General features: G+C 35.8%; 22 protein-coding genes and 1 pseudogene. 20 read left to right on the plus strand and 3 right to left on the minus strand.

Annotated features, from left to right (window positions below):
• Positions 1–22: 22 nt before the first annotated feature.
• From pseB to RI196_RS02895, 14 genes are all read left to right on the plus strand, one after another.
• The gene (pseB, locus tag RI196_RS02830; RefSeq protein ID WP_311066854.1) at positions 23–997 is read left to right on the plus strand and encodes a UDP-N-acetylglucosamine 4,6-dehydratase (inverting); all 975 of its coding nucleotides are present in this window, start codon (positions 23–25) and stop codon (positions 995–997) included.
• A 37-nt stretch (positions 998–1,034) separates the two neighbouring features.
• On the plus strand, positions 1,035–2,090 hold the full coding sequence (locus tag RI196_RS02835; protein WP_311066855.1) for a glycosyltransferase family protein: 1,056 nt from the start codon (positions 1,035–1,037) through the stop codon (positions 2,088–2,090).
• Between the two features lie 39 nt (positions 2,091–2,129).
• On the plus strand, positions 2,130–3,302 hold the full coding sequence (locus RI196_RS02840; RefSeq protein ID WP_311066856.1) for an FkbM family methyltransferase: 1,173 nt from the start codon (positions 2,130–2,132) through the stop codon (positions 3,300–3,302).
• Between the two features lie 753 nt (positions 3,303–4,055).
• Positions 4,056–5,273 (plus strand): glycosyltransferase, encoded by a 1,218-nt coding sequence (locus RI196_RS02845; RefSeq protein ID WP_311066857.1) that lies wholly within the window; start codon positions 4,056–4,058, stop codon positions 5,271–5,273.
• A gap of 65 nt (positions 5,274–5,338) precedes the next feature.
• Positions 5,339–6,502 (plus strand): glycosyltransferase, encoded by a 1,164-nt coding sequence (locus RI196_RS02850; RefSeq protein WP_311066858.1) that lies wholly within the window; start codon positions 5,339–5,341, stop codon positions 6,500–6,502.
• 104 nt (positions 6,503–6,606) lie between these two features.
• Positions 6,607–7,548: an ATP-grasp domain-containing protein gene (locus RI196_RS02855; RefSeq protein ID WP_311066859.1), complete on the plus strand. Its 942-nt coding sequence runs from the start codon at positions 6,607–6,609 to the stop codon at positions 7,546–7,548.
• Positions 7,545–8,207, plus strand: a complete 663-nt coding sequence (locus tag RI196_RS02860; RefSeq protein ID WP_311066860.1) for an HAD family hydrolase — start codon at positions 7,545–7,547, stop codon at positions 8,205–8,207. Before RI196_RS02855 ends, RI196_RS02860 begins: the two co-directional genes overlap by 4 nt.
• Before the next feature lie 60 nt (positions 8,208–8,267).
• Positions 8,268–8,990, plus strand: coding sequence for a cytidylyltransferase domain-containing protein (locus tag RI196_RS02865; protein WP_311066861.1), 723 nt, complete (start codon positions 8,268–8,270; stop codon positions 8,988–8,990).
• Between the two features lie 78 nt (positions 8,991–9,068).
• Positions 9,069–10,415: a DUF4910 domain-containing protein gene (locus tag RI196_RS02870; RefSeq protein ID WP_311066862.1), complete on the plus strand. Its 1,347-nt coding sequence runs from the start codon at positions 9,069–9,071 to the stop codon at positions 10,413–10,415.
• Positions 10,412–11,215: a formyl transferase gene (locus RI196_RS02875; RefSeq protein WP_311066863.1), complete on the plus strand. Its 804-nt coding sequence runs from the start codon at positions 10,412–10,414 to the stop codon at positions 11,213–11,215. The genes RI196_RS02870 and RI196_RS02875 overlap by 4 nt, the downstream gene beginning before the upstream one ends.
• A gap of 47 nt (positions 11,216–11,262) precedes the next feature.
• Positions 11,263–12,312, plus strand: coding sequence for a UDP-2,4-diacetamido-2,4,6-trideoxy-beta-L-altropyranose hydrolase (pseG, locus tag RI196_RS02880; protein ID WP_311066864.1), 1,050 nt, complete (start codon positions 11,263–11,265; stop codon positions 12,310–12,312).
• Positions 12,313–12,385: 73 nt separating this feature from the next.
• Positions 12,386–13,372, plus strand: a complete 987-nt coding sequence (gene pseI, locus RI196_RS02885; protein ID WP_311067321.1) for a pseudaminic acid synthase — start codon at positions 12,386–12,388, stop codon at positions 13,370–13,372.
• 14 nt (positions 13,373–13,386) lie between these two features.
• Positions 13,387–14,532 (plus strand): UDP-4-amino-4,6-dideoxy-N-acetyl-beta-L-altrosamine transaminase, encoded by a 1,146-nt coding sequence (gene pseC, locus RI196_RS02890; protein WP_311066865.1) that lies wholly within the window; start codon positions 13,387–13,389, stop codon positions 14,530–14,532.
• Positions 14,533–14,553: 21 nt separating this feature from the next.
• Positions 14,554–15,654 carry a DUF2920 family protein gene (locus RI196_RS02895; protein ID WP_311066866.1) on the plus strand — a complete coding sequence of 367 codons (1,101 nt, stop codon included), beginning with the start codon at positions 14,554–14,556 and terminating at the stop codon, positions 15,652–15,654.
• 337 nt (positions 15,655–15,991) lie between these two features.
• Here RI196_RS02895 and RI196_RS02900 read toward each other — a convergent pair whose 3' ends face one another.
• Positions 15,992–16,243 carry a hypothetical protein gene (locus RI196_RS02900; RefSeq protein WP_311066867.1) on the minus strand — a complete coding sequence of 84 codons (252 nt, stop codon included), beginning with the start codon at positions 16,241–16,243 and terminating at the stop codon, positions 15,992–15,994.
• A 141-nt stretch (positions 16,244–16,384) separates the two neighbouring features.
• On the opposite strand from RI196_RS02900, the gene RI196_RS02905 reads away from it, so the two are divergent.
• Together RI196_RS02905 and RI196_RS02910 are read left to right on the plus strand one after the other, a co-directional pair.
• The gene (locus RI196_RS02905; protein WP_311066868.1) at positions 16,385–16,576 is read left to right on the plus strand and encodes a YjfB family protein; all 192 of its coding nucleotides are present in this window, start codon (positions 16,385–16,387) and stop codon (positions 16,574–16,576) included.
• A gap of 804 nt (positions 16,577–17,380) precedes the next feature.
• The gene (locus tag RI196_RS02910) at positions 17,381–18,472 is read left to right on the plus strand and encodes an NAD(P)-dependent alcohol dehydrogenase (protein ID WP_027725901.1); all 1,092 of its coding nucleotides are present in this window, start codon (positions 17,381–17,383) and stop codon (positions 18,470–18,472) included.
• Between the two features lie 274 nt (positions 18,473–18,746).
• On the opposite strand, the pseudogene RI196_RS02915 reads toward RI196_RS02910, so the two are convergent.
• Positions 18,747–19,933: pseudogene (locus RI196_RS02915) on the minus strand (transposase); the annotation flags it as partial.
• A 316-nt stretch (positions 19,934–20,249) separates the two neighbouring features.
• Positions 20,250–21,242: an NADPH:quinone oxidoreductase family protein gene (locus tag RI196_RS02920; protein WP_311066869.1), complete on the minus strand. Its 993-nt coding sequence runs from the start codon at positions 21,240–21,242 to the stop codon at positions 20,250–20,252.
• Between the two features lie 131 nt (positions 21,243–21,373).
• Between RI196_RS02920 and RI196_RS02925 the strand changes: the two genes are divergently transcribed.
• The 4 genes from RI196_RS02925 to RI196_RS02940 all read left to right on the plus strand — a co-directional run bounded on the left by RI196_RS02925 (position 21,374) and on the right by RI196_RS02940 (position 25,391).
• A complete protein-coding gene (locus RI196_RS02925) occupies positions 21,374–21,961 on the plus strand; it encodes a TetR/AcrR family transcriptional regulator (RefSeq protein WP_311066870.1) in 588 nt (195 codons plus the stop codon).
• Positions 21,962–22,216: 255 nt separating this feature from the next.
• Positions 22,217–22,963: a YkgJ family cysteine cluster protein gene (locus RI196_RS02930; RefSeq protein WP_311066871.1), complete on the plus strand. Its 747-nt coding sequence runs from the start codon at positions 22,217–22,219 to the stop codon at positions 22,961–22,963.
• 391 nt (positions 22,964–23,354) lie between these two features.
• On the plus strand, positions 23,355–23,882 hold the full coding sequence (locus RI196_RS02935; RefSeq protein ID WP_133309083.1) for a TetR/AcrR family transcriptional regulator: 528 nt from the start codon (positions 23,355–23,357) through the stop codon (positions 23,880–23,882).
• Between the two features lie 627 nt (positions 23,883–24,509).
• Positions 24,510–25,391 (plus strand): LysM peptidoglycan-binding domain-containing protein, encoded by an 882-nt coding sequence (locus RI196_RS02940; RefSeq protein ID WP_311066872.1) that lies wholly within the window; start codon positions 24,510–24,512, stop codon positions 25,389–25,391.
• Positions 25,392–25,533: the final 142 nt, after the last annotated feature.

Here is a 25,533-nt window from a genome sequence, read left to right on the forward strand (position 1 = left end):
TTACTTCAAAGGAGTTTATGCTATGGAGTTTTTGCGGAATCAAACAGTCCTTGTTACAGGGGGAACTGGATCATTTGGGAAAAAGTTTGTAAAAAAAATACTAGAATATGATGTAAAAAAGGTTATTGTATTTAGCCGCGATGAATTAAAACAATATGAAATGGCACAGGAATATACGGATCCAAGAATCCGCTTTTTCATTGGTGACGTACGGGACAAAGACCGTCTATATCGCGCGTTTGATGGCGTTGACTATGTCGTCCATGCAGCGGCAATGAAACAAGTGCCCGCATGTGAATACAACCCATTTGAAGCGGTAAAAACCAACATTTACGGTGCGCAAAACGTGATTGAGGCAGCGATTGACCGGGGAGTAAAACGAGTTATTGCATTAAGTACGGACAAAGCGGCTGCGCCAATTAATTTATACGGTGCTACAAAACTAGCATCCGATAAACTATTTGTGGCGGCCAACTCTTATGTTGGAGAAAAAGAAACTCGGTTTGCCGTAGTACGCTATGGAAATGTGGTTGGAAGCCGTGGAAGCGTTGTTCCATTTTTTAAAAAAATGTCTGCTGAAGGCAAGAAACTGCCAATCACAGATGAACGGATGACTCGCTTCTGGATTACACTTGACCAGGGTGTTCAGTTTGTCATTGATTCCCTTGCAAGAATGAAAGGCGGGGAAATTTTCGTTCCGAAAATCCCTAGCATGAAAGTGGTGGATCTTGCAAAAGCGATCGCACCAGATGCAGAAATTGAAATCATCGGCATCCGTCCGGGCGAAAAGCTTCATGAAACGATGATTACCGAAGATGATGCGAGACATACAGTTGAGTTTGATAATTATTATGTCATTACCCCTGAGTTTCCATGGTGTCCACAAGAATATGTGAAATATGGAAAAAGTTTGCCGGAAGGATTTAAATATACAAGTGATACAAATACAGAATGGTTGACAGTGGAGGAGTTACGAACATTAGTAAAGGGAATTTAATTATCCTAGATTAAACTTTTAATTAAGTTTGAGAGGAGTGAGTAATATTTGGAACATATTGTATGGGTTGATATCTATTTGTGGTTTAAATACCACATTTGCAAAAGCTATGAATGAAATTGGACACAGTGCTAAATCAATTTCGTTTTTAAATCATCGATTCGAAAAAGCAGATATTGATTTCGATATTAATATGTTTACAAAGCCGGAAAAGATTAAAATTCGTCAAAATTTGTTTGAAGAGCATAAAGACACATACGAGGTTTTCCATTTCTTTTTTGCTCACACATTTTTATACGATCAAGAGGATTTACCCTATCTATCATCAAAAGAAAAAAAAATATTCATGCATCATAATGGAACAGATGTAAGATTACCAAGTGTTTTGGAAAAATTTAATCCGTATGCGAAATTAATGTATAAAGATTTTTTTGTAAATGAAGATGAAGTGACAAAGTATGTGAAAAATTGTGCTAAATGGATTCCAACAGCAATTGTACAAGATTTGGAATTAGCCGAATATGTAAAACCATTCTATGATAATGTTGAAATATTACCTTTGCCAATAGATTTAAGTTTAGGTAAATATTGTATTGAGAATTATGATTACAAACCAATTACTAAATCATTGAATAGGAAGTTGAAAATTATACATGCTCCAACGAACAGAAAATTTAAAGGCACAGATTACATTATTGATGTAATGAAGAAATTATTGTCAAAAAGAAATGATATTGAGTTTACTGTAATAGATAATCCCAATCATAATGATTTTCTTAAAGAGTTAGCACAAGGAGATATTATCATTGATCATATTTTGTATGGAACTTACGGTATGTTATCAATTGAAGCAATGGCTTTAAAAAAGCCGGTTATTACTTATATTAATGATTTTGTTAAACAAGGGTATCCAAACGATTTACCTATCGTATCTGCAACGGTGGATAATCTTGAAGAAGTTATTGAGAATCTAATAAATGACAAAGAAAAGATTGTTTATCTAGGTGAACAAGGTAGAAAATATGTGGAGAAGTATCATGATTTAAAGAATGTTATTTTACCAAGATTAATTGATATATATAAAAAATATTAAAAGTTTATAAAAATATCATTGAAAGAAAGGAATAAGTCTATGATAGAAAGATATAAGATACAAAAAAGAATATTAAATTTGTTTGAACAGTTAGACTTTGGAGATAAAGTGATGATTTGGGGAGCTGGAGAACATACTATCGCTTTGCTCAACTTTCTTAATGAGAAAAATATTTCCTTTCATTATATTCAAGGAATTATTTCTAGTTATCAAGAGCATCAACAAATTATGGGAGTAAAAGTTTATTCTATCCAAGAAGCTCGTAATTTGCTTGATTATATTAAGTATATTATTGTTTCTTCATATTCCTTTCAAGAAGAAATTTTGCATGAGTTAGAAAAGTTAGGTTTACGTTCGAAGGCATTTGTTTTATACAATATGGATGATTTTGATCCATTATTTTATTGGAAGGTAAGGCAACGTTATTATTATAACTATGAAGATATTCCGGCAGGTCCAGTTGTTCATAATGTAAAATTTGATGATATTGAATTTAAAATGAAGCTTAATTTAAGGGAGTTTATTCAAAATACTATTTATAATTATGGGTATTATGAGAAGAACGAAACTCAATTTTTATTAAGAAAAGTTCAAGCTGGTCAAACTGTTGTTGATTTAGGAGCGAATGTTGGTTATTATACTTTAATACTTGCTCAAAGAGTGGGGATAAATGGAATGGTTCATTCTTTTGAACCTGATCGTAAAAATTTCAGACAATTAATAGAAAATATACATTTAAATCGATTGTCGAATGTGGTAGCAAACCAACTAGCTGTCTCAAATAATAATGGTTATGTGACTTTGTATTCTAACTCTGACGAGCATGGTGGAATGAAATCGTTTATGCAACAGTTTGAACATGTTTATGCGCAAGAAAAAGTGGAAACGATTCGTTTAGATGATTATATTAAACAAAATAAAATCGATAAAGTAGATTTTATTAAATCAGATATCGAAGGAGCAGAAATGCTTGCTTTTCAAGGAGCGGAAAATCTCCTTTCTTCTTCCAATGCGCCGGATATTATGTTAGAAATTAACCCTATTGGCTTATCAAAATTAGGATTTTCTGATATAGAACTTCAAAAATTACTAATTGATTATGGATATAAAATATACTTGATAGAGGACGGTGGTACATTAAAATATATTCCATCTGAAATAAGTGTTCAAAAGTCTACTAATGTTTTTGCAACAAAAAGGAATATTTTTTAAAATGTATTAATACATAATGCACCTAAAATTACCTTTGGGATTGTATACAGTGGTCAAAACTAGCTCAAGAAGTAGAAACTATCACGATTTCCAATTAGAGCAGCGAACAAAAAATTTTTCAACGTACTTCTGGGCTTTGGAAAATCCTTTATCTATCTTATGTTTTTCTTGTGTGGTGAAGTGGTTTCAGGAGCAGAAATTTTTCCTACTCCTATGCATAGCTTCTTAAAGATTTAGAAGTATGGTATCCCAATTCGTGCTGATCGACAGCATGGCCTTTTGAAGCAGTTGTTACGATTCACAGTCAAAGTAGGGGTGTCCACCTGCTAGTTAGATAAGATCTATCTCTGCACCACTTTTGTGGGGAATCATATTATCTCATGGGATGACCACAGCGACTCAGAATGATATAGCAGTGGCACCAGAATTATTTTTTTCTTTGCGACAATGTAAAGGCTTAATAAGTAGCTGAACAAGTAGAAAACTTATTGATTTCTCTCATTAACCGCTGTAATGGTAATAGGCGGAAAGATACCTATGACCGGGTTCTTCCTGATTTTTGAAAACTTCTTGGTTTGTCCAATAGCTGTTTTAAACTTCGTCGAGAGATTGAACGGATATTGAGTGATGGAAGAGTGGCGGGTTGGAATAGTTAAGACGGTATAAATTTTATCGATATATATACTGTAAGTATCTTTTACTCTGGTTTTGTGGCATCATCATTATGGAATAAATTTTTTGAGGGTGTTAATAATGAAAAAGTTTAGAGTTGCCGTTTTATCAGATAATCCAAGTACAAAAGATCCCAGAATATGGAGAATAACCAAAACATTAGCGGAATTAGGATATGAAGTAACGCTTTTTTGTCAAAAAGAAAAAGGTGACCGAGAATATGATTATATAGAAAATGTTCATATTAGAAGAGTTTTAGACTATAAATTAGGCACTTCAGTTTTAATAGATAAATATTTAATTGCTCATTTTCAATTAAGAGAAGCTTTATTGAAAGAAGAACGTTTTGATATTTTTCATTGTCACGATCCGGAGACGTGGCCAATGGGCTATTTAATGGCTAGAGAGCAGAAGGCAAAATGGATTGCGGATTCTCATGAGTATTTTCCAGATTATATTGAAAAGAGATATTATGGAAATGACATAAATAAATATAAGACTGCTGTTCAACTAACGAAAAACCGTGGAAATTATATACGTTATGCGGATGGAATTATAACTGTTAGTGAACAAACTTTAAATGTTCTTTCAGAAGAATATTGTCTTACTTGTCCCAAAACTGTAATTTATAATACTCGACATTCAGATGATGTAATAAGTGATTGTAAACAGAAGATACGTCAAGAACTTGGATTAAAAGAACAACTAAAATATTTGGTGTTTGCTGGTAATATTATGCCTGATCGAGGTATAGATACTATTATTGAAATGGTAAAGCTTATGCCGAGTCATTATAAACTTGTTATTATTGGTGATGGTTTATCAGTTGATTGTGTGGAAAGAGAAAGTAAAATTTCCGATAAGATTATATATTTGGGTAGATTAGATTATAAGGATTTAATTAAATATGTATATGCTTGTGATGGTTACTTGTATTTTCCACATCACTATGGAGAAAATATGTTGGGAAACTATAAATATACTATTCCAAACAAGTTATTTGACGCTATCTTTTCTGATATACCTTTTTTTACATATGATGGTTTTGCCTTTTCTGAATGTGTGAAAAAGTTTGGTGTAGGAATTGTTTATCCGGTTGAACTAGACTTAATATCTATCGCTAATGATATTGTTGATAAGTTAGAAAATCATACTTTTGCGAAAGAATCTTTTAGTAAGGCTAAATCATACTATTCATGGGAAAATCAAAAATATAATTTAGACAACTTATATAAACAAATACTTTTAGACAAATTTGAGAAGGAAGAGCACAATGAAGAATTTGCGAGTACTAAATAAACTGTTTGAAGTGAAATTTTATTAAACATGAATCATTAATTTAAAATTGTTAATGGTGATAAATAATGACTACTATTTGCGCGGTTATTCCATCCTTTAACTCAGAGTTATATATTGAACAAACGATTAATAGTCTTTTAAATCAGACAAGACCACTTGATAAAATAATTATTGTTGATGATTGCAGTCAAGACAGTACCGTACAGGTAGTTAGTAAACTGATAAAGAAAAATAAAAACATAGAACTTATTCAGTTAAAACAAAATTTTGGTTCAGCACATGCACGGAATATTGGAGTGGAACGAGCAAACTGTGATTGGATTTTGTTTATGGATTCTGATGATATTGCCCATCCAACGTTAGTGGAAGAACTCGAAACATATTTGGATGATTTAAATAAAAAAAGCAATGAAAAAGAATATTTTCTTGTTCATCCGAACTATCGTCATATCGATGAGAATGGAGTAGTTGTTGATGAGTTACAATTTGGTCGTCAATATAAAAAAGAAGAAGCACTTGGTTTTTTGTTATTGAGAAATACAATTGCTACCAGTGGCGTGTTAGTTAGTCGAGAATTGTTTCAGCGAGTTGGTGGTTTTAATACAAATTATCGTTATTCTGAAGATTGGGATTTATGGCTGCGTATAAGTGAACATAGTGGAATAGCACATATCGATAAATACTTAGTTGACATTAGAAGACATTCTAATAATTTATCTGCTAGTCTGTCGAAGATGCATGAGCATGAAATAAAAGTTCTATCTTCTTATTCTTTAGAAAAGATGAGAGATGCTATATTTAGAAGATCTTTATCTTATACTCAAAATGCATGTGATTATGTTGCTCTTCTTTTTCGCTTAGAAAAATGGCAAGAGGGATATAGAATTTTAATAAAATTAGAAGATGATAAAGATAATGAGATGGTTTCATTTTTAAAAGGAATTTATTTTTTAAAAATGAAAGACCTTCTAGAGGCTGAGCGCTCTTTTATAAATGTCATTAATATTAGTCCGAACGATGGGGCTTCATTGAATAACTTGGGAGCAATAAACTTAATTAATGGAAAAATAAAAGATGGAAAAATGTTTTTACTGAAAGCGATTGAGTTATATCCTAATTATTTAGATGCTAATTACAATCTTCGGGCAAAACCTCCTTATACTTGGGAGACTGTAAAGTTTACATGGAGAAGATTACGCCCTAAACTTATTTCATATAATCAACAATAAAAGATGGAATGAGTAAAAGATTTTACTAGTAATGATTGTTAAGTGAATTGATTTGCATTCATTGTTTGCATAAAAATATAAAAAAATAATAATGAGGGTTTTTTATGAATGTTCTTATTACTAGTATTTCAGGAAAAGTGCCATTGATTCAGTTAGTTATAGATGCTATGAATCGTCTACATAAAGAAGGGAAATTGTTTGGGGGAGATGTAAATAAGCAGTGTATAGGCCGATATTTTGTAGACTATTTTTGGCATATGCCCTTGCTTCAAGAGTTATCAATCAATGAAATTGTGGAATACTGTCATTCTCATAATATCTTTGCTATTATTCCTACGCGTAACGATGAACTTTTGTATTTGGCTCGAAATGAACATTTTTTTGAAAATAACGGTATCAAAATTATGGTTTCTAACCTTTCTTCTTTAGAAAAAACTTTAAATAAATTAATATTTTTTAAAGAAGGAAAAAAGCTGGGTTTCCCAATGATTTACACTTCTGAAAGTATAGATGCCGTTTGCGCAGATTCTTTTGTTGTAAAGGAATGTTTTGGATCAGGATCTAAAAATATTGCTGTTAATGTTTCAAAAGAAGAGGCGGTTTGTCGTTCAAAATTGCTGAATTCACCAATTTATCAACCTTTTATTGATGGGGAAGAATATAGTATTGATGTTTATGTTGACAAAAATGGAAACAGCAAAGGAGTAATTGTAAGAAAGCGTGTTCTTGTTGTTGGAGGAGAGTCTCAAATTACACAAACGGTAAGAAATCTTGAACTTGAAGAGCTTGGTAAGAAAGTAGCTGAATCTTTTGAGCTCTATGGACATGTGATGTTTCAAGTCATAGTCGATAAAAAGGGAATCCCTAACATAGTGGAATGTAATCCTCGCTTTGGCGGTGCGTCTACATTAAGTGTTGCAGCTGGTTTGGATAGTTTTTATTGGTTTCTTCTTGAATCATTAGGGGAGAATCTTGATGCTTATCCGTTTAATAGGAGTGTTCGAGAGTTAACATTAATTCGGTATGCTAAGGATATGATAATATGAAAGTAGTTGTATTCGATCTTGATGATACACTATATGATGAACTGACGTTTGTGAGAAGCGGTTTTCGAGCAGTAGCCGCTTTTTTGCGTAATATAATTAACATAAGTGAAGAAGAATTGTTTGAATGGATGTGGACGCGCCTACAAACAAATGGTCGCGGAGCCATTTTTGATGATTTATTACATCACTTTGGTGCTTACTCTAAAACAATGGTGCGAAAATGTATATCTGTCTATCGAATGCATAAACCGGATATTGTGCTTCCTGAAACAACGATAACATGTCTTGAACAACTTAAAGATCATCCTCTATATATTGTGACAGACGGAAACAAAATCGTTCAGCACAATAAATTGGAGGCACTTCATCTATATAAAAAAATGAAACACTGCTATGTAACCCATCGATATGGTATTCATAATGCTAAACCTTCTCCATATTGTTTTATGCATATAGTAAAGAGGGAGAAGGTTAGTCCGCATGATGTTGTTTATATTGGAGATAACCCTAAAAAAGATTTTGTAGGCATCAAGCCTCTAGGGTTTAGAACGATTCGAGTAATGACAGGTCAGTATCGATCTATAGAAATGCCAAAAGAATATGAAGCAGATATCCGTATTGAATCTTTAATACAATTAAAAGATGTGTTAAATGGATAAAAATAGTATTTTAATATCTGAGAACGTATTAGAAAACAAAAAATATTTGGAAGTGGTTGTATGAAAAACATTATCATTATTCAAGCCCGCATGGGTTCATCCCGCTTGCCAGGGAAAATTTTAAAGCCATTGGGCGATCATGATGTTCTTACATATGTTGTAGAACGTTGCAAAAAAATAAAAGGTGTGAGTGATGTCATTGTTGCGACTTCTACTTTATCTCAGGATGACAAAGTAGAAGATTGGTGCAAGCGCCATGGAGTTTCATTTTTTCGAGGTTCGGAAGAGGATGTGTTGGACCGTTACGTCCAATGTGCGAAAATTTATGAACCTGACTATGTGATGCGTGTTACGGCAGATTGTCCATTTGTTGATTTTGAAATGGCTAATGAGATTGTCAAACTAATGGAGCAAGAAAAAGTCGATATTATTGATTTAGATGGGGAATTACCAAGGGGACTGGCTGTTGAATTGATCTCTTATCAGGCTTTGCAGTATATTCATCGACATGGTCATGAACCTCGCCATCGCGAACATGTAACCTATTATGCATATGAATTTAAAGAAGAGTTTCAACGTGCTTCCTATTCAGTACCGGTTACTCGGCGGCAACCAGAGTTAAGAATTACTCTGGATACAGAGGAAGATTACGCTCTTTGCAAAGCGGTTGCTGATTATTTTAAAGACCCGCTGGTTTCTAGTGTTGATGTCATTAATTTCTTATTAAAGCATCCTGAAATCGCAAATTTAAACAAACATATCCAACAAAAACCGGTTGTTTAAATAGACATTAAGGGGACTTTTTGACGTAAAAAAATGGTTTAAGGGGATTTTCTCTCACACTATGAAAGGACGTATAGAATGAAAAATGAATTTGAATTAATGGATCAGTTATTTGACGAACTTTTACCCATAACCCGGAGCATAACTGGTGAAGGGGTTAGGAAAACGATTAATATTTTAAAAAAGTTTATTCCTTTGGAAATGTTTTCTGTTAAAACAGGCACGAAAGTTTTTGATTGGGAAATTCCGAAAGAATGGGTTATTAGAGAAGCATGGATCAAGGATGAAGATGGCAATGAAATCATTAATATGAAAAATCATAATCTTCATGTTTTGAATTACAGCGTTCCTGTCAATAAAAAAATGTCTTTAGAAGAATTGAAACCATTTATTCACACGATTCCGCATCTTCCAGACGCGATTCCATATGTGACATCGTATTATAAAGAACGATGGGGATTTTGTATGAGTTATAATCAATTCAAAAGTTTGAAAGAAGGAACCTATCATGCTTTTATCGATAGCGAACTTAAAGATGGAGAGCTGAATTATGCCCACGCTATTTTACCTGGGCAATCAAGCAAAGAGATATTAATAAGTACATATATTTGCCACCCATCGATGGCCAACAATGAACTAAGCGGACCAATCGTTGCTGCATTTTTATATAATCGGATGAAAGAATATCGAGATAGAAAATTTACTTATCGTTTTGTCTTTGTGCCAGAAACGATTGGATCGATTGCGTATTTACATCGTTTCGGAGAACATTTGCGCAAAAATGTGTATTCAGGATTTGTTTTAACATGTCTTGGCGGAAAAAATTATCCTTTAAGTTTTAAACGTTCCAGAAATAAAAAGGCTCCCATTAATAAAATAGTAGACTACTTAATATCAACTGGGGAAATGGAACTGATTGTCAGACCTTTTACACCAACACATGGCTCGGATGAAAGACAATATTGTTCTCCAGGTTTTAATCTGCCAGTAGGACAATTTGCAAGAATGGTTTATGGACAATATAAGGGATACCATAATTCCCTTGATACAAAAGAAGTAATGACGATCGAAAAATTAATAGACGGTGTTAACGAAATAGAAAAAATTTTAAAAATCCAAGAGTGGGATGGTTACTATATTAATACAAATCCGTTTGGAGAAGTGAAATTAGATAAACACGGTCTTTATCCTGATATAAATACACCTTTGAATGGAAATGCATCGAACAACCAAAAAATAGATAATAGAAAACAATTAAATGCTATTTTAACTATGCTAAATTATTCAGATGGAGAACATTCATTATTGGATATTGCTCAGTTGTCTGGTATTCATCTCGATAACTTAATGAATGCTATTAAGTTATTAAAAGAAAAAGGTTTACTCAAAGGACCATATTATGAAAAAAGGAGTTTATTTGAATGAAAATAGTGCTTCTGTCAGGTTCGCATCCACGCCATTATTTTATTGCCAATACATTATTAGAAAACGATTTGCTTCATGGACATTTGATTGAGGAACGAGAGGCCTTTATGCCTGTTCCGTCGAAAGAATTAGAGCCCATTGACCGAGAAAATTTTATCCGTCATTTTCATGATCGCGAGAAGGCTGAACTGGCTTATTTTGGCCGTCATTTGAAAGTTTATAAAGATATCCCGACATTAAAAGTGAAAAAATCTGAATTTAATGGTGAACAAATGCTTCAATGGCTGGTAGGTCAAAAACCAGATGTTGTGTTAACATATGGAGTACATAAAATCGAAGATCATATTATTGATATATTGCCGGATTTTGCATGGAATATACACGGCGGCCTCTCTCCATGGTATCGGGGAAATATAACACTTTTTTGGCCTTTTTATATGTTAAGGCCAAACTGGGCGGGGATGACCATACATCGTTTAACTTCCAAACTTGATGGAGGGGACATTATTCACCATTCTGTTCCCGAACTAGAATATGGCGATGGAATTCATGATGTGGCTTGTAAAGCAGTTATAAAAGCAGCACAAGATCTAGTAGAAATATTAAAAAGATTACGCAAAGGAGTAATACCACAATATGTACCCCAAAAAACAAATGGCAAATTATTTGTTGGAACGGATTGGACACCACAGCATTTACGATTGATTTATCAGACTTTCAATAATGATATTGTTGACCAATATTTAGATGGAAAATTAGGGCATATAGAACCTAAACTGGTCAACGCTCTAAAAGATTAAATATTAAAAAGAGAGTGTGTTAACACATTCATTGCTGGTGAATTTATATGAATATTTTAATCCGTGTTGATTCGTCGGTTAAGATAGGTACAGGTCATGTTATGCGGTGCTTAACTTTTGCAGAAATGCTGCGTGAAACAGGGTGCTATGTTGGATTTGTAATGAGAGCCGGGTTGGGGGATTTATGCGAATATGTCAAAAACAAAGGATTTGATGTATTTCCTATTATACATGATTCAAGTTTTGCGCAAGAAAAGGATGTTCATTTAACAATTGAAGTGATCCGTCAAATGAAAATGCATATTGATTGGTGTATTGTGGATCACTACCAGCTGGATCAAAAATGGGAGAAACATGTCCAACAATATGTTCACAAAGTGATGGTGATTGACGATTTAGCCAACCGTCCTCACGATTGCCATTTACTGTTAGATCAAAATTACTATAAAAATTATGAACACCGCTATTTAGGTCTTGTTCCTTCAGATTGTAGACTTTTTTTAGGGCCAAAATATTTGATTTTGCGATCTGAGTTTTATAAAGCAAAAAAATCATTAAAAAGTTGGAGCGGTATTGTTCGACGCCTTTTGATTTTTTTTGGCGGAAGCGATCCGACAAATGAAACGGAGAAAGTTTTGTTTGCATTGCAAAGATTACCACTTAATGATATGGAAATAGATGTTGTGGTCGGCAATGCCAATCCAAATCGTTTACAAATAAAAAAAATGTGTCTTGATTTTAATCTGAATTTTCATTGCCAAATCAATTATATTGCCGACTTAATGAAAAAAGCTGATTTATCATTTGGTGCAGGTGGTGTAACAATGTTGGAGCGATGCTTTCTCGGACTCCCTTCCATTGTTACGATTGTTGCGGATAACCAAAGACAATCAACAGCAGACGTTGCAGAGTATGGAGCAATATGGAATCTTGGCTGGCACGAAGATGTAAGTGTATCTGATTATGCCGATATATTGATTGAAGCGATTTCCCATCCTCGTCAGCTTGCATCGATGAGAAGGAAAGCTTTTGAGTTGTTCGGATATCGGGACAAAAATACTATACATCCCGTTGTTCAGGCTATTTTGGAGGGATAACATCTTGAGTAAGGATATTAAAATAGGCAATCGTCTGATTGGTTCAAGTCAAAAGCCTTTTATTATTGCGGAAATGTCAGGGAATCATAATCAATCTTTAGAAAGAGCCTTAAAAATCGTTGATCTTGCGGCGGAAGCTGGTGTTGATGCGGTAAAACTGCAAACATACACCCCTGATACAATGACTTTAGATATTCATACAGGCGAATTTTTTATTGAGAGTGAGACAAATATTTGGAAAGGTCAATCATTATATAACCTGTATAAAGAAGCATACACGCCGTGGGAATGGCATGAAGCGATCTTTGAACGTTGCAAAAAGCACGGATTGCTTGCTTTCAGTTCCCCTTTTGATGAAACAGCAGTTGATTTTTTAGAAACATTAAATGTGCCAGCTTATAAAATTGCTTCATTTGAAAATATAGATATACCGTTAATTAAAAAAGTGGCTGCTACAGGAAAACCTGTCATTATTTCGACTGGAATGGCTACTGTTGCGGAATTGGATGAAGCAGTTCAAGCTGTTCGTTCAGAAGGCAATGATCAAATAATATTATTGAAATGTACAAGTACATATCCTGCAACACCAGAAAACTCAAATCTTGCAACGATCTCTCATATGCGGGAATTGTTTGGAGTTGAAGTCGGCTTGTCTGATCATACGATGGGCATTGGGGCAGCGGTGGCAGCCGTAGGTCTTGGTGCAACGGTAATTGAAAAACATTTCACCACTTCCCGTGCAGAAGGAGGAGTAGATGCCGCATTTTCACTAGAGCCCCATGAAATGAAAATGCTTGTTGAAGAAACGGAACGAGCTTGGCTTAGCTTAGGTGTTGTTCATTACGGCCCTACAAATGCGGAAAAGCCTTCGCTTGAACATCGACGTTCTCTTTATGTTACAGAGGATTTAAAGGCAGGGGATACCATCACCAAAGAGAATGTTCGTGCGATTCGACCTGGACATGGATTGCCGCCAAAATATTATGATATAGTTCTTGGCAAAACAATTAAAAAAGACGTCAAAAAAGGAACCCCATTAAGTTGGGACATATTGTTGTAAATGAAGGTGGAACAATGAAAAAAAGGGAATCTTTCCTTTCCTACGGACGACAATGGATTACGGATGAAGATATCGAAGCGGTCGTAGCTGTGCTAAAATCGCCTTTTTTAACGCAAGGACCAAAAATTGAAGAGTTTGAACGAAAAGTAGCCGATTATGTTGGAGCGAAATATGCCGTTGCTTTTTCGAATGGAACAGCGGCTCTTCATGGAGCCTGTTTTGCTGCCGGGATCAGCGAGGGAGATGAAGTCATAACAACCCCGATAACGTTTGCAGCTACTTCAAACGCAGTTCTTTATTGTGGGGGAAAGCCTGTCTTCTCTGATATAGATGAACGGACATACAATATTGATCCTAAAGAAATACGAAAACAGATTACAGCGAATACGAAGGCAATTATCCCGGTTGATTTTACCGGCCAGCCGGCTGATATGGATGCCATTATGGAGATAGCTGATGAATTTGGGCTTGTGGTGATCGAGGATGGTGCTCATTCCCTCGGAGCAATGTATAAAGGTCGAAAAGTGGGCACACTTGCGGATATGACCATGTTTAGCTTTCATCCTGTAAAACCGGTTACGACTGCAGAGGGTGGAATCATTGTCACCAATTCCGAGGAATATTACGAAAAACTAAAACGTTTTCGTTCCCACGGCATCATTAATCAAAATTTATCAAGGGATGAAGGTCCATGGTATTATGAAATGATTGATTTAGGCTTCAACTATCGTATGACAGATATACAAGCCGCGTTAGGGATTTCACAAATGGACAAGTTGGATCGTTTTATTAAGCGTCGCCGGGAAATTGCCAACATGTACAATGAAGCTTTTAAAGATCTGGATTGTGTTGTCTTGCCAAAGCAGCTTGAAGGAACGAAATCAGGCTGGCATTTATATATGCTGCAATTAAAACTGGATAGGCTGGCAAGGAGCCGAAGGGAGATTTTTGAAAATATTCGCGCCGAAAATATTGGCGTCCATGTTCACTACATTCCTGTCTATTGGCATCCGTACTACCAGAAGTTGGGATATCAAAGAGGGATTTGCCCAAAAGCGGAACAATGGTATGAACAAGCGTTAACATTGCCGATTTTCCCAAGAATGTCAGATGAGGATGTAAAGGATGTTATCGAAGTGGTGAGAAGAAATATTTATTAAACGAAGAAATTGGGTGAAAAAATGGCTAAGAACCACCAATTGAAAATTCCTGCTCATCCCAGCATTTATACAGGGAACAACATAGGAAGACAACTTAATATATACTTCTCGGAACCTGAAACTGGCGTAAATGAAGATACAGGATTATTAATACTTATACCTGGATTTGGCGCAAATAGTCAATCTAATGTTTATAAAAAAATGAGACAGCAATTTGCTGATCAATATAATTTGATTACGATACAATGCGATTATTTTGGAAGCGAGTTTATGCAGGATTCTAAGAGAGTGAAATTAAATTTTTCACTTACAGATTTTAAAGATGTTATTGAAGATATTGATTTAATGAAATTAAAATCCATTCAAAATTTTGAAGAATTTATTACAATTTTTGCCAAATATCCAATATCACTGCCTTTTCATGAATTGTTAGATGAAAATATTGAAAATTTTAATGATATGGGTTTCATGCAGGCATTGGATTTATTGACTGCATTATTTGCTGTAAAAATTATTTTAAATGACAATCAATTAAAATATAATGTCAATAAGGTCATTGCATATGGACATTCACACGGGGCTTATTTAGCTTATCTGTGTAATCGTATGGCGCCAAATGAATTTACTTTCATTATTGATAATTCTGCTTGGATGAAGCCTGAGTATTTATATACAAACCGTTTTCTTCATAAATATTATGGTAAATTGACTTTAAACATCGAATTCTCCTATTTAGCAAAAGAATTGGTCAAAGACAAAAATATCTTAACATTATCAAATTTATATAAAGGATTCATAAATAATGCGCAAATTTATTCTTTTTTAGGTACTGACGATAATTTAGTATCAATCAAAGAAAAAGAGAATTTTTGCAAAGGTTTGGGTCAAACAAATTTTTATTTGATTGACCAATCAAAGGTTGATCATAAAATATTTCATTCAACCACACATGGTTTAAATGCTGATTTTTTAGAAATGTTTAAATTTGTAATGGAACAAGTACAATGGGATAAAAAAGAAAAACATAAACGTAATCCTAATACTATTATTAATAGCCATCAATTTGAGTATCGAGTTGATTTTGATAAAGGATTGCCGGTAATGACTGTGAAAAAACTTTAAAAAGACATAAGCGAAACTAAGGGGGATAATGCTCTCTTGAAAGTAGTCATAAAAGTCAGCCTGCAATTTTCATGGTCAAAAATTTGACAAGATTTATCGGTTAATACGAAAATCTAAGATTCTTTTTAAAAAACATTTCTGTAAAGATCGATAGGAAAGAAGAGTTGCTGGGAATTTTCGTGTGGCTGCAGTATGTGGAATTTTTTGGCAATAATACTTTTGCTCTCTCAATGGGGAAAACAAACCTATAATTGCCTAAGTTTTTTGTCATGCTTTACGTTTTGGTGGAGACGAGTCGAGAGTTTCTTGTGCATCTGTTAAGTCAGTGCTATGCCTTCTACTTTTCTTCTTGTTGGCTAAAGCACTTCTCCATGTCTGTTCTTAAAAAATACATTTCTTTTTCCAAACCGTTCATTCTCGATTCTAAGTTGTCCATTCTCGATTCAAGACTATCCATTCTGGATTCCAAGTTGCCCATTCTTGATTCGAGGTCGTCCATTCTCGTTTCCAGCCGGTCGAACCGAGAGTCGATATGCTCTGAATGTTCTTTTAGAGCCTGTAAGATGGTTTTTAATGTTACCTCTTCCATTCTTTTTGCCGCCTCCTTCTTTTTTTAACAATATTATATAAAAAGAAACCTGAAAGATTAAACTTTTTCTCCTTAAAAATTCAGATTTGGTAAAAGCAGCCGATAATAAAAAGGAGTAAACTTTCAATTGGAGTTGATCATATGGATGTTGCTGCGCTCTCTGTTGCACTTAGTCAATCAAATGTTCAGCAGCAAGCAAGTCTATCGGTATTAAAGCTGGCCATGAACACCGCTGAACAAAATGGGAAAAACATTGCGGAAATGCTGAAGGGATCACAGCCTGCCGTCTCTCTTGAGCTGCATCTTGGAAACACTGTTGATTTGAAAGGATAAAAAGATTTGAAATCTTCTTCCTTTGAAAAAGCAGCTGCAACCTGATTTTCTTTCTGAGTTGCGGCTGTTTTTTCTTTTTAAGGAATTCCGAGTCGCTGATTGCGGGCAGCAGCTGTCTGAATGACATGACAACATCCAAAAAAAGATTCAATGGCTCAATCAGGAAAATGTTTAAGGCATTCCGCAGCTTTCATTGTGAAAGACAGAAAAAGGTTTAAAAAATACAGAACATTTGTTCCTGTTTTGTTATAATAGAAACAACAAAGATAAAGGTGTGGTGCAAAGGTGCAATGCAGCATTGTCCGAAGATGGAACAAATTTTACTACCGCTGATAAAAAGTTGATAAGAGCTTATGTCGAGTGCCTCCCTTTTTTCTGCCAGATGTATAGAAGGAGAATATTTTTATGTGGTTCGCGCAAGGCCTGAGGCTCATTGAAAGTATAAAGAGGAAATGCTCATATCAGGAAGAGTAAAAGAATCTTACAAGGGAAAAAGGAGAATAACAAGCAAAAAATGACTTTAAAGTTCATGAACAAATTTTCCGAACAACAGATTGAAGCCATCAGGCAGGCTGTTGAATTAGCACCTAAAAACAAATCATAAAAAAACACTTGCAATTATGGAATTGCCGCTCTTTTGTACGTTCAAGAGTGTTTTTCCGAAGCAGGGTCTCGCGTGAGATGTAAAAGTTAATTTTTCATGAGATCGATTATAAATGACAAGCATCTTGTCAATATTAAAGGCAAATCCTCATAAAATTTTTTTGATGGGCATACATACAAACGAACAGGAGGGATACTCTCATGAAAACAAAAGCGGCAGTGATTCATACCAAAGGGGAAGACTTTAAAATCGAAGATGTGGAGCTATCCGAATTAAAGGCGAATGAGGTATTAGTTAAAGTGGTGGCTTCCGGAGTTTGTCATACGGATGCAGTTGCGAGAGATATGGGGTTGACGCCGTTTCCCGTTGTTTTAGGACATGAAGGCAGCGGAATTGTAGAAAAAGTCGGATCAGGTGTAAAAACTGTGGAGCCGGGAGATAATGTTGTCATTTCTTATGCTTCCTGCGGCCATTGTGAAAACTGTTTAACCGGTCATCCTTCGACATGCGTCAATTTTAATGATTTGAATTTCGGCGGAACGGATGAAGACGGAAATCATCGGATTCATCAGGATAGCAAAGGAATATCAACGTTTTTCGGCCAATCTTCTTTTTCCGCATATGCGATTGCAAATGAGAGAAACGTTGTGAAAGTGGATCAAGAGGTCGACATCTCTCTATTAGGACCGTTGGGCTGCGGAATTCAAACGGGGGCTGGCACGGTTTTAAATAAATTGAAGCCGGAGTTCGGTTCTTCCATTGCCGTCTATGGCTGTGGGGCTGTAGGGTTAAGCGCGATTATGGCAGCCAAAATCGTCGGATGCAAACATATCATCGCTATTGATATTCATGCGAATCGTTTGGAGATGGCGAAAGAATTAGGAGCTACTGCTGCATTAAATAGCAAAGAAGTCGATATTGTGAAAAACATTAAAGAGATTACGAATGGCGGCACTCATTATGCCGTTGAAACGACCGGTGTACCTGTTGTTGTCCGCCAATCGCTTCAAGCATTGCGTCCGCTTGGACAAGTTGCCATTGTAGGTGTTACACCTGAAATGACCCTCGATGTCCACAATGATCTGATGGCAGAAGGGAAAACGATGATGGGTGTGATTGAGGGAGAGGCAGTGCCGCAAGTGTTCATCCCTGAATTGGTTGATTATTATAAAAAAGGCCTGTTCCCGTTTGATAAATTAGTCCGTTTTTACAATTTTGACGATATTAACAAAGCCTTTGAAGATTCCAAGAATGGGTTCACCATCAAACCAATTTTAAAAATCGCACAATAGTTGCTTCTAACGGTGCTGTTTCATTTCCCGACAAGCACTTCTTTGAAGTTTAAAGATTAAATCTAATATATAATCCCGCAGAAATACTTTAAGAATTCTGTGGGATTTTGGTATGTGAGCATTTTGCAAAATTAGATTTTTATTAAAAAGAGTTTTAAAAGAAACCCAAATAAATTGGGGTATTTTGTATCTTTGGTTTACAAATATTCTGTTTGTCCTTTTTTGGGCGTACTTGCAGAATTTTTCGCTTTAAAAATTTTTTAAGCGGTTTGTTGCTTTTACTCTCTTTTGCCATTGCGAGAGCTGAAACCAGTAATACGATGGCGTTCAAGTAAATATGAGTTTTTACTTTATCGATTCCCCACACATGCAGGGAGTTCGCTGTAAGATAACTTTTCATTCTTGAATTGCACCGTTCTACACTGGTTCGCTCATTGTAAAGTTCTTTCCAACGTTTGGAATCGCGGTGTGGATTAGAGTACCGGCGAAGATCCTTATTCACGTTAATTTTTACTACCATTCCATAGTTGGAGGATGAACAGGCTGCCATTCCTAATGGGCAATCCACTTTTCCGGTTGCGTGTGGACATCTGAATTTGAGCTGGTCCTTATTGGCTCCCCAATAAGTCATTTCGTACCCCATAGAACAGCGTGGGGTTCCATTGGAGGCAATTCCTTCGGGAGGCTCCTTTTCATTACGCAAATTGAGTGGAATAATAGCTTGAGCCCCGATGTTCTTGGCAGATTCGTAGTTTTTAAGCTGGTCGTACCCACCATCCATTATCAGGAAATCAATTTTAGAGTTTGTACAACTCTTTACTTGTTCAATTAATTGTGGTGCGACATCCCCATCGTTGATATGAGCAGGGGTTACTTCAATCGCCATTGGTAATTCACTTTTGGTGTCAACGGAAAGATGCATCTTATAGCCAAACCAAGTAATTTTATTACCGAAGGAATCAAACTTTGCCCCCCAATTGGCGTTGCCTGTTTGTTCACTTCGCTTCTTAGGCTGCTTCTTTTCGTAAGCATCAATGGCGGCACTGTCGATACCTGATGTTTTCCATCAATTACTCCTTCCTCTTGAGCTAACTGGACGAGATCTTGAAAGATTCTTTTCACGAGTCCAGTTTTGGTTAGTGAAGAAAATACTCGGCTAAGAGTAGAGATGGATGGTGCAGGCCTGCTAATATCTAAACCACATTGGTAACGAAAACGCAGGTCATTTTTCAATCGATTGTGAAGAGAAGTAAAAGTATCAATACCTTCTAATGGGGCAGCGATAAGAGCCCTTAATATCCCTTCTTTGGAATGTCCTTCAGCCCCTTGGGGTGAAGAACTTTTCAATTGTTTAGCATAAGGACGCAAATCTAGAGCACTAAAAAAGATCGGTAATTTCTCTTTTGACTCTAAAATTTGCAATTCTTCAAAGGAAAATAGACTTTCTTGTAGAATATACAAAGTGACTTCCTCCTTGTGGATTTTTGTGGTTTGGTCACTTCAAAATTCTACAAATAAGGGGTGAAGTCCTTTTTTATGCTTTAGAAAACCTTATGGCTCTTGGGTTGAAAAATGTACAAAATGCTCATCTAAAAAAAGCTGCGGATTAGTTGCTAGTAATGAGTTGCAAACTTTTTTTAAGAACTGTTGACAGACAAAAAGCTCGGCATATGCTGAGCTTTTTGTCATCAATTCACTAAAAAATTTTTTTAAATACCGATTTCCCGTTTCAAAAAGGGAACTATTTTCAATCAAAACCCAGAAAGTGCTGCGAGTATTATGAGAACTTTACAACCGTTCTGCCGCGCAGTTTGCCTTTTAGAATGTTCGATAATGCGTCAGGAAGCTGATCGAGTGTGATTTCTTGCGCAATAGATTCTAGTAATTTATCAGGTTTTAAATCAGCGGCCATTCGCTCCCAAATTTGTTTTCGCAATTCCATTTGGCAATAGACCGAATCGATGCCAAGCAGGTTGACTCCGCGTAGAATAAATGGGAAGACAGTCGTTGGAACGTCGCTGCCTCCAGTTAGCCCACTGACTGCTACAGAGCCGTTGTATTGAATTCTGCTAAGGATTGCGGCAAGGGTTTTCCCGCCTACAGGGTCAACGGCTGCTGCCCAATATTGTTTATCTAACGGACGGATCTGTTCTGGACAAACTTCTTCGCGAGAAAGGATTTCTTTTGCGCCAAGCTCGCGTAAATATTCATGTTCTGTTTCTTTGCCTGTACTTGCGACAACATGATAGTTTCGTTTTGTCAACATGGAAACTGCGATGCTTCCGACTCCGCCGGTTGCTCCTGTAACGAGTACTTTTCCTTTGTCAGGAGTTAATCCATTTTCTTCTAAACGATGGACAGACAATGCCGCCGTAAATCCAGCTGTTCCTAAAGCCATAGCATCTTTTAGTGTCAATCCTTTTGGAAGAGGGACAATCCAATCTGCAGGAATGCGGGCGTATTCGCTGTAGCCGCCGTAATGTGTCACGCCGATTTCATAGCTTGTTGCAATAACTTCGTCTCCCTCTTTAAAGCGCGGATCTTTAGAAGAAACAACAGTGCCAGCTAGATCGATACCTGGTACGAACGGATACGATTTTACAATTTTCCCATTCGGAATGGAAGCTAATCCATCTTTATAATTGACACTGGAATAAGCAACTTTTATGACGACATCTCCTTCTGGAAGGTCATTCATGGAAATGGTTTGTACTTTCACTGAAAAATCTGTCTCCGTTTTGTTCACTACTAACGCTTTGAAGTGGTCCACTCGACATCCCCCTTATTGTTTTTCATATTCTTGCTTTTACGATAACAAAATTATTCTGACCGGTCAAAATATTTTTATCATCAAAAATTCATGTATAATAGCGTTATGACCGAAGTTCGAGGGGTGTTTTTATGAAGAAAAAAGCAGAAGAAAGGCGAGAACAAATTTTAAGGGCTGCTTTTCAAGCTGTTTCAGATAAAGGGTACGAAACGGTAACATTGCAGGATATTGCTGATTATGCAGGTGTAAGCAAAGGGGTTACGAATTATTACTTTGAAAATAAAGAGGATGTTTTTTTAAGCTTGCTGGAATGGGTGACGGATCGCATTTATCAACAAGAGTATAAAGCGGTTAGTAAGCAGACAGCAGCGATAAATAAATTAGAGGCTTATATCCATTCTGTTTTTATCGATCCAAAAAAGAATAAAAAATTTTACAAAGTGTATCTTGATTTTATGGCACAAGCGAGCCGAAATCCACAATATAGGCTTATAAATCTCAAGTTTTACGAAAACTGCTGGAAAATCGGCCGCGACATTGTTGCTCTTGGTCAAAAGGAAGGAACGTTTTCGGCTGACATTGATGTCGATACAGCTTCCAAAATGATTCGCTCGATCATCGATGGATGTCTCATTCAGTGGTTAATGCGTGATGAAGATCACCTTCATGAGTTTTATAAGAAAACTTGCTATGAGCTAATTTTAAAATATTTAAAATAAGGAAAGTCTTTTGGGTATGATCTCCTGAAACTAGACATATTCCAGCGCTCAGCACCTGAAAGTACTTGAGACAAACTGGGACTGTAACGAATGTTAAAATTATCGAATCATTTGTAGAAAGCGGCTGATTGGAAGCGGTTTGACGGCTAAAGGTGCATTTTGGTTGCTGAAATTTTAAAAGATGTACCTGATGGATTTTTTGCAGGCGATGATTTACGATATTGAAAAGACATTGTTGCAAGGAGTCGAAGTCTTTTGGATAATCGATTAACCTACGAAGACATGTTGAAAATCTGTGAAACAATTAATATACATTATATTCCGGATGAGCAACTGTTTTATGACACGATTGATCATATTTTAGAAAACCCAGAAAACGAAAGTGCTTCCGAAATTATTTTAGAAACATTTACAGCACTCTTAAAATTAATAGATTCCCAAATTAAAGAAATTGAAACAAAAGTGAATATACAACCTTCCTGTTTTAAAGGCTGTGCTTATTGTTGTTATTTTCCGATTATCACCACGCGCTTGGAAGCCAAATTAATTTTGCAATATATTCAAAGCCTGCCAGAAGAACAAAAGCAAGATATTTTTGAACATTTATTGAATTATTTCGAATCGAACAAGGAGCAACTGGAAAAAGTATGCTCCATCGATTTTCATGAAGATCCCCAATTTAAATTCAAGTACATTTCTGAACAAGTGAGCTGTCCATTTTTAGATCGGTCGTCCAATACTTGCAAAGTTTACGAGGTCAGACCGACTCCGTGCCGCACGTATTTAAATTATTGCCATCCGAATGTGTGTGCGCAATCTTTAATGCCTCGGGAAACCTTCAGCTACGAATTTTTGCATGAATTTTATATGACGGCATTAAATGAGGTGCTTCAAGAGTTTTTATATGAAGATGAAGACTTAGGAATCACCTTTCCAGATGATGTATTTCATATCGATTATTTACCGAAGCTGTTAAAAGAAGAGCTGTGCAATAAGTCTTGAAAAAAAGAAGTCAGATTTTAGACAAATTCAGCTTAAGAGAATTTTCTGCATGCTTTGGTGAAAAAATGAAATAGAATTTAGTAAATACGGTAAAAAAACAGAAGGAGCTGTCTTAGAAAGTCAAATCCCTTTTGAAAACAAAAAATCATAAACATCGATGATATATCAACGTTTCTAAAACATAAAAGGGGGCCGTCAATAAGCCGAAAAAACGACTTATTAGACAGCCCCATTCTTGAAGAAATATTTTTCTTGATTTTTTTCACACTTTCTGTGAATATAAAATAAAAATATTCATATAAACATAAAGAAGGTGATTCGATGCCCACGTAAATTTCGTGAGGAAGAAAAGGAAACAATACGTCAAACATTATTAGAAGCAGCTAAAGCAATGTTTCGTCAATACGGGATACAAAAAACAACTGTTGCGGCTTTGACTGAAGCTGCTGGCATTTCACAAGGAGCGTTTTATTTATTTTTCCCCTCCAAAGAAGCGTTGTTTTATGAAGTGTTTCAAATGGAGGAACGAAAATTAAGAGAAATGCTTCTAGTTGAGTGGACAGAGAAGCCGTTAACGCAAGAACGATTGGCAGATTTGTTAGTACAAGCTGTAAAGTTGATCGAACAAGAACCGATTTTGCGCTTGATGATTGATCGAAAAGAATATGAACTTTTAATGCGGAAGTTACCGCCGGAATATGCTGACCATCATACGACAGAGGATGAAGATGCACTTGTGCCTCTTATTGAAAAATGGCAAGACGAAGGAGTTATGGTAAAAGAAAACCCACGTACAATCGTCGCGGTCATACGCAGCTTCTTTTTGCAGCTTTTGTACCGCGATGAGATAGGGGAGAAGTTTGCCGAAGCGTTAGTGCTTCAAGCGAAATGGCTGGCGAAAGGATTGGTGGAGGAATGATTGAGATCAAACAATTAACCTACACATACCCAAAACAAGCGAAAACGGCATTAAAGGGATTTAACTTTGAAGTCAAAGAAGGGGAAATCGGCCTTTTGAAATAGACATGAATCTCCTAGCAAAAATGGAGGTTCATGTCTTTCGTTATTTTACCAGAGATATCCATGATGATGGCACTGAGTCGGTTGGTCTGAGCACCGTCTCCTTGTTTTTCTAGAATGGTGTATAACGATTGGTTTTCGAGATTTTATGACATATAGATCGGTTTGGATAAAGATCGACTGTCCAATCAATGTAGATCAAGAATGATAAGCTATCAATTCATGTCTGAAAATCCCTCCATATATAACACGACAAATTTATTTGAGGACTGGATGAAATAGCAGTGAAGTGAGGTTTAAGCGAAAATATGGCAAGGATTATATTTTGCCTGAGCAATCAGAAGAGAAGGAATTATGCACTGGTGTAACAGTAACTGAAGTGAAAAATGCCTAAATATTAGTATGAAATTTTACATTTTTTTCTTCTTTGAAAAGCAACTGTTATCTATTTAATATCTTTTTGCAAAGCTATTGTTACATAAAATTGCTATGATGTCGTTGTAGGGTAAAGGAGGGATTTTTCATCATGAAAAAAACAATCATTGCTTTTACAGCTGCAGTAGCGACTTCGCTTCCATTTGTAGGTCAAGCTTCTGCTGAAACATATAAGGTAAAACAAGGTGATTCTCTTTGGGAAATCTCTAAAGAATATAATGTATCAGTGGCAGATATAAAAGAATGGAACGGCTTAACGACTGAAACGATTTATCCAAATCAAGAATTAGTCGTAAGTGAAAAAATAAAATATACAATCAAATCTGGAGATACGTTAAGCAGTATTGCCGATCAATTCGGTGTGACCGTTTCGTCACTAAAATCTGCGAATAACTTAACATCCGATTTAATTTTTGCTGGTGATGTTTTAATAATTGATCAAGCAGCAAAAGAGGAACGTACAGTAGAAAAGAAAGTGAACAAACCAGTCGTACAGCAAGAAACAACGACGAATGATAAAAACACAGCATCTGCAAATAAAACCAGTACATATGCTGCGAATGAAAAGAGTTTAAAAAAAGAAGAAGCAACGTCTTCTTCACCTAAAGAGGAAAACAGCTCTAATCAAACTGTCAGCAAGCAAGAAGTTCAAGCGAGAGAAACTGCAACGAAAGCTCAAGAAGATAACGGAGCGAAAGATGCTGGCGAAACGATTACAATGGAAGCCACCGTATATTCTTTAGTAGGAAATAAAACAGCAAATGGAACTGTATTAACAAAAGACTCAAAAGTTGTATCTGTAGATCCAAGTGTTATACCGTTAGGAAGCAAAGTATATATAGAAGGATACGGGACATATACTGCTGCTGATACGGGCAGTGCAATCCGCGGCAAAAAAATTGATATCCATATGCCTACTGAACAAGATGCGATCCAATTCGGACGTAAACAAGTAAAAGTAACAATTAAATAACTAGATAATACGGGTGCCGAAAGCTTCTTTTTGGCGCCCTTTTTATTTTTTGATTATTACGTTTTGTCAAAAAGGCTAAAGATGCAGAAACTGAAGGTGAAAAGGAAAGGAAAAAATATTGCAGCGATTTTTGGAAGATGAG

This window comes from Aeribacillus composti (genome assembly GCF_031760945.1).
GTDB lineage: Bacteria > Bacillota > Bacilli > Bacillales > Aeribacillaceae > Aeribacillus > Aeribacillus composti.

Bases quoted from the DNA above. Each gene is read 5' to 3' on its own strand.
- RI196_RS02925 (WP_311066870.1), top strand. From the start codon at position 21,374: ATGAAGAAAAAAGCAGAAGAAAGGCGAGAACAAATTTTAAGGGCTGCT.
- RI196_RS02845 (WP_311066857.1), top strand. From the start codon at position 4,056: ATGAAAAAGTTTAGAGTTGCCGTTTTATCAGATAATCCAAGTACAAAA.
- RI196_RS02860 (WP_311066860.1), top strand. From the start codon at position 7,545: ATGAAAGTAGTTGTATTCGATCTTGATGATACACTATATGATGAACTG.
- RI196_RS02935 (WP_133309083.1), top strand. From the start codon at position 23,355: ATGTTTCGTCAATACGGGATACAAAAAACAACTGTTGCGGCTTTGACT.
- pseG (WP_311066864.1), top strand. From the start codon at position 11,263: ATGAATATTTTAATCCGTGTTGATTCGTCGGTTAAGATAGGTACAGGT.
- RI196_RS02900 (WP_311066867.1), bottom strand. From the start codon at position 16,243: ATGGAAGAGGTAACATTAAAAACCATCTTACAGGCTCTAAAAGAACAT.
- RI196_RS02940 (WP_311066872.1), top strand. From the start codon at position 24,510: ATGAAAAAAACAATCATTGCTTTTACAGCTGCAGTAGCGACTTCGCTT.
- RI196_RS02895 (WP_311066866.1), top strand. From the start codon at position 14,554: ATGGCTAAGAACCACCAATTGAAAATTCCTGCTCATCCCAGCATTTAT.
- RI196_RS02850 (WP_311066858.1), top strand. From the start codon at position 5,339: ATGACTACTATTTGCGCGGTTATTCCATCCTTTAACTCAGAGTTATAT.
- RI196_RS02905 (WP_311066868.1), top strand. From the start codon at position 16,385: ATGGATGTTGCTGCGCTCTCTGTTGCACTTAGTCAATCAAATGTTCAG.
- RI196_RS02855 (WP_311066859.1), top strand. From the start codon at position 6,607: ATGAATGTTCTTATTACTAGTATTTCAGGAAAAGTGCCATTGATTCAG.
- pseI (WP_311067321.1), top strand. From the start codon at position 12,386: ATGTCAGGGAATCATAATCAATCTTTAGAAAGAGCCTTAAAAATCGTT.
- pseC (WP_311066865.1), top strand. From the start codon at position 13,387: ATGAAAAAAAGGGAATCTTTCCTTTCCTACGGACGACAATGGATTACG.
- RI196_RS02910 (WP_027725901.1), top strand. From the start codon at position 17,381: ATGAAAACAAAAGCGGCAGTGATTCATACCAAAGGGGAAGACTTTAAA.
- RI196_RS02875 (WP_311066863.1), top strand. From the start codon at position 10,412: ATGAAAATAGTGCTTCTGTCAGGTTCGCATCCACGCCATTATTTTATT.
- RI196_RS02870 (WP_311066862.1), top strand. From the start codon at position 9,069: ATGAAAAATGAATTTGAATTAATGGATCAGTTATTTGACGAACTTTTA.
- RI196_RS02865 (WP_311066861.1), top strand. From the start codon at position 8,268: ATGAAAAACATTATCATTATTCAAGCCCGCATGGGTTCATCCCGCTTG.
- RI196_RS02840 (WP_311066856.1), top strand. From the start codon at position 2,130: ATGATAGAAAGATATAAGATACAAAAAAGAATATTAAATTTGTTTGAA.
- pseB (WP_311066854.1), top strand. From the start codon at position 23: ATGGAGTTTTTGCGGAATCAAACAGTCCTTGTTACAGGGGGAACTGGA.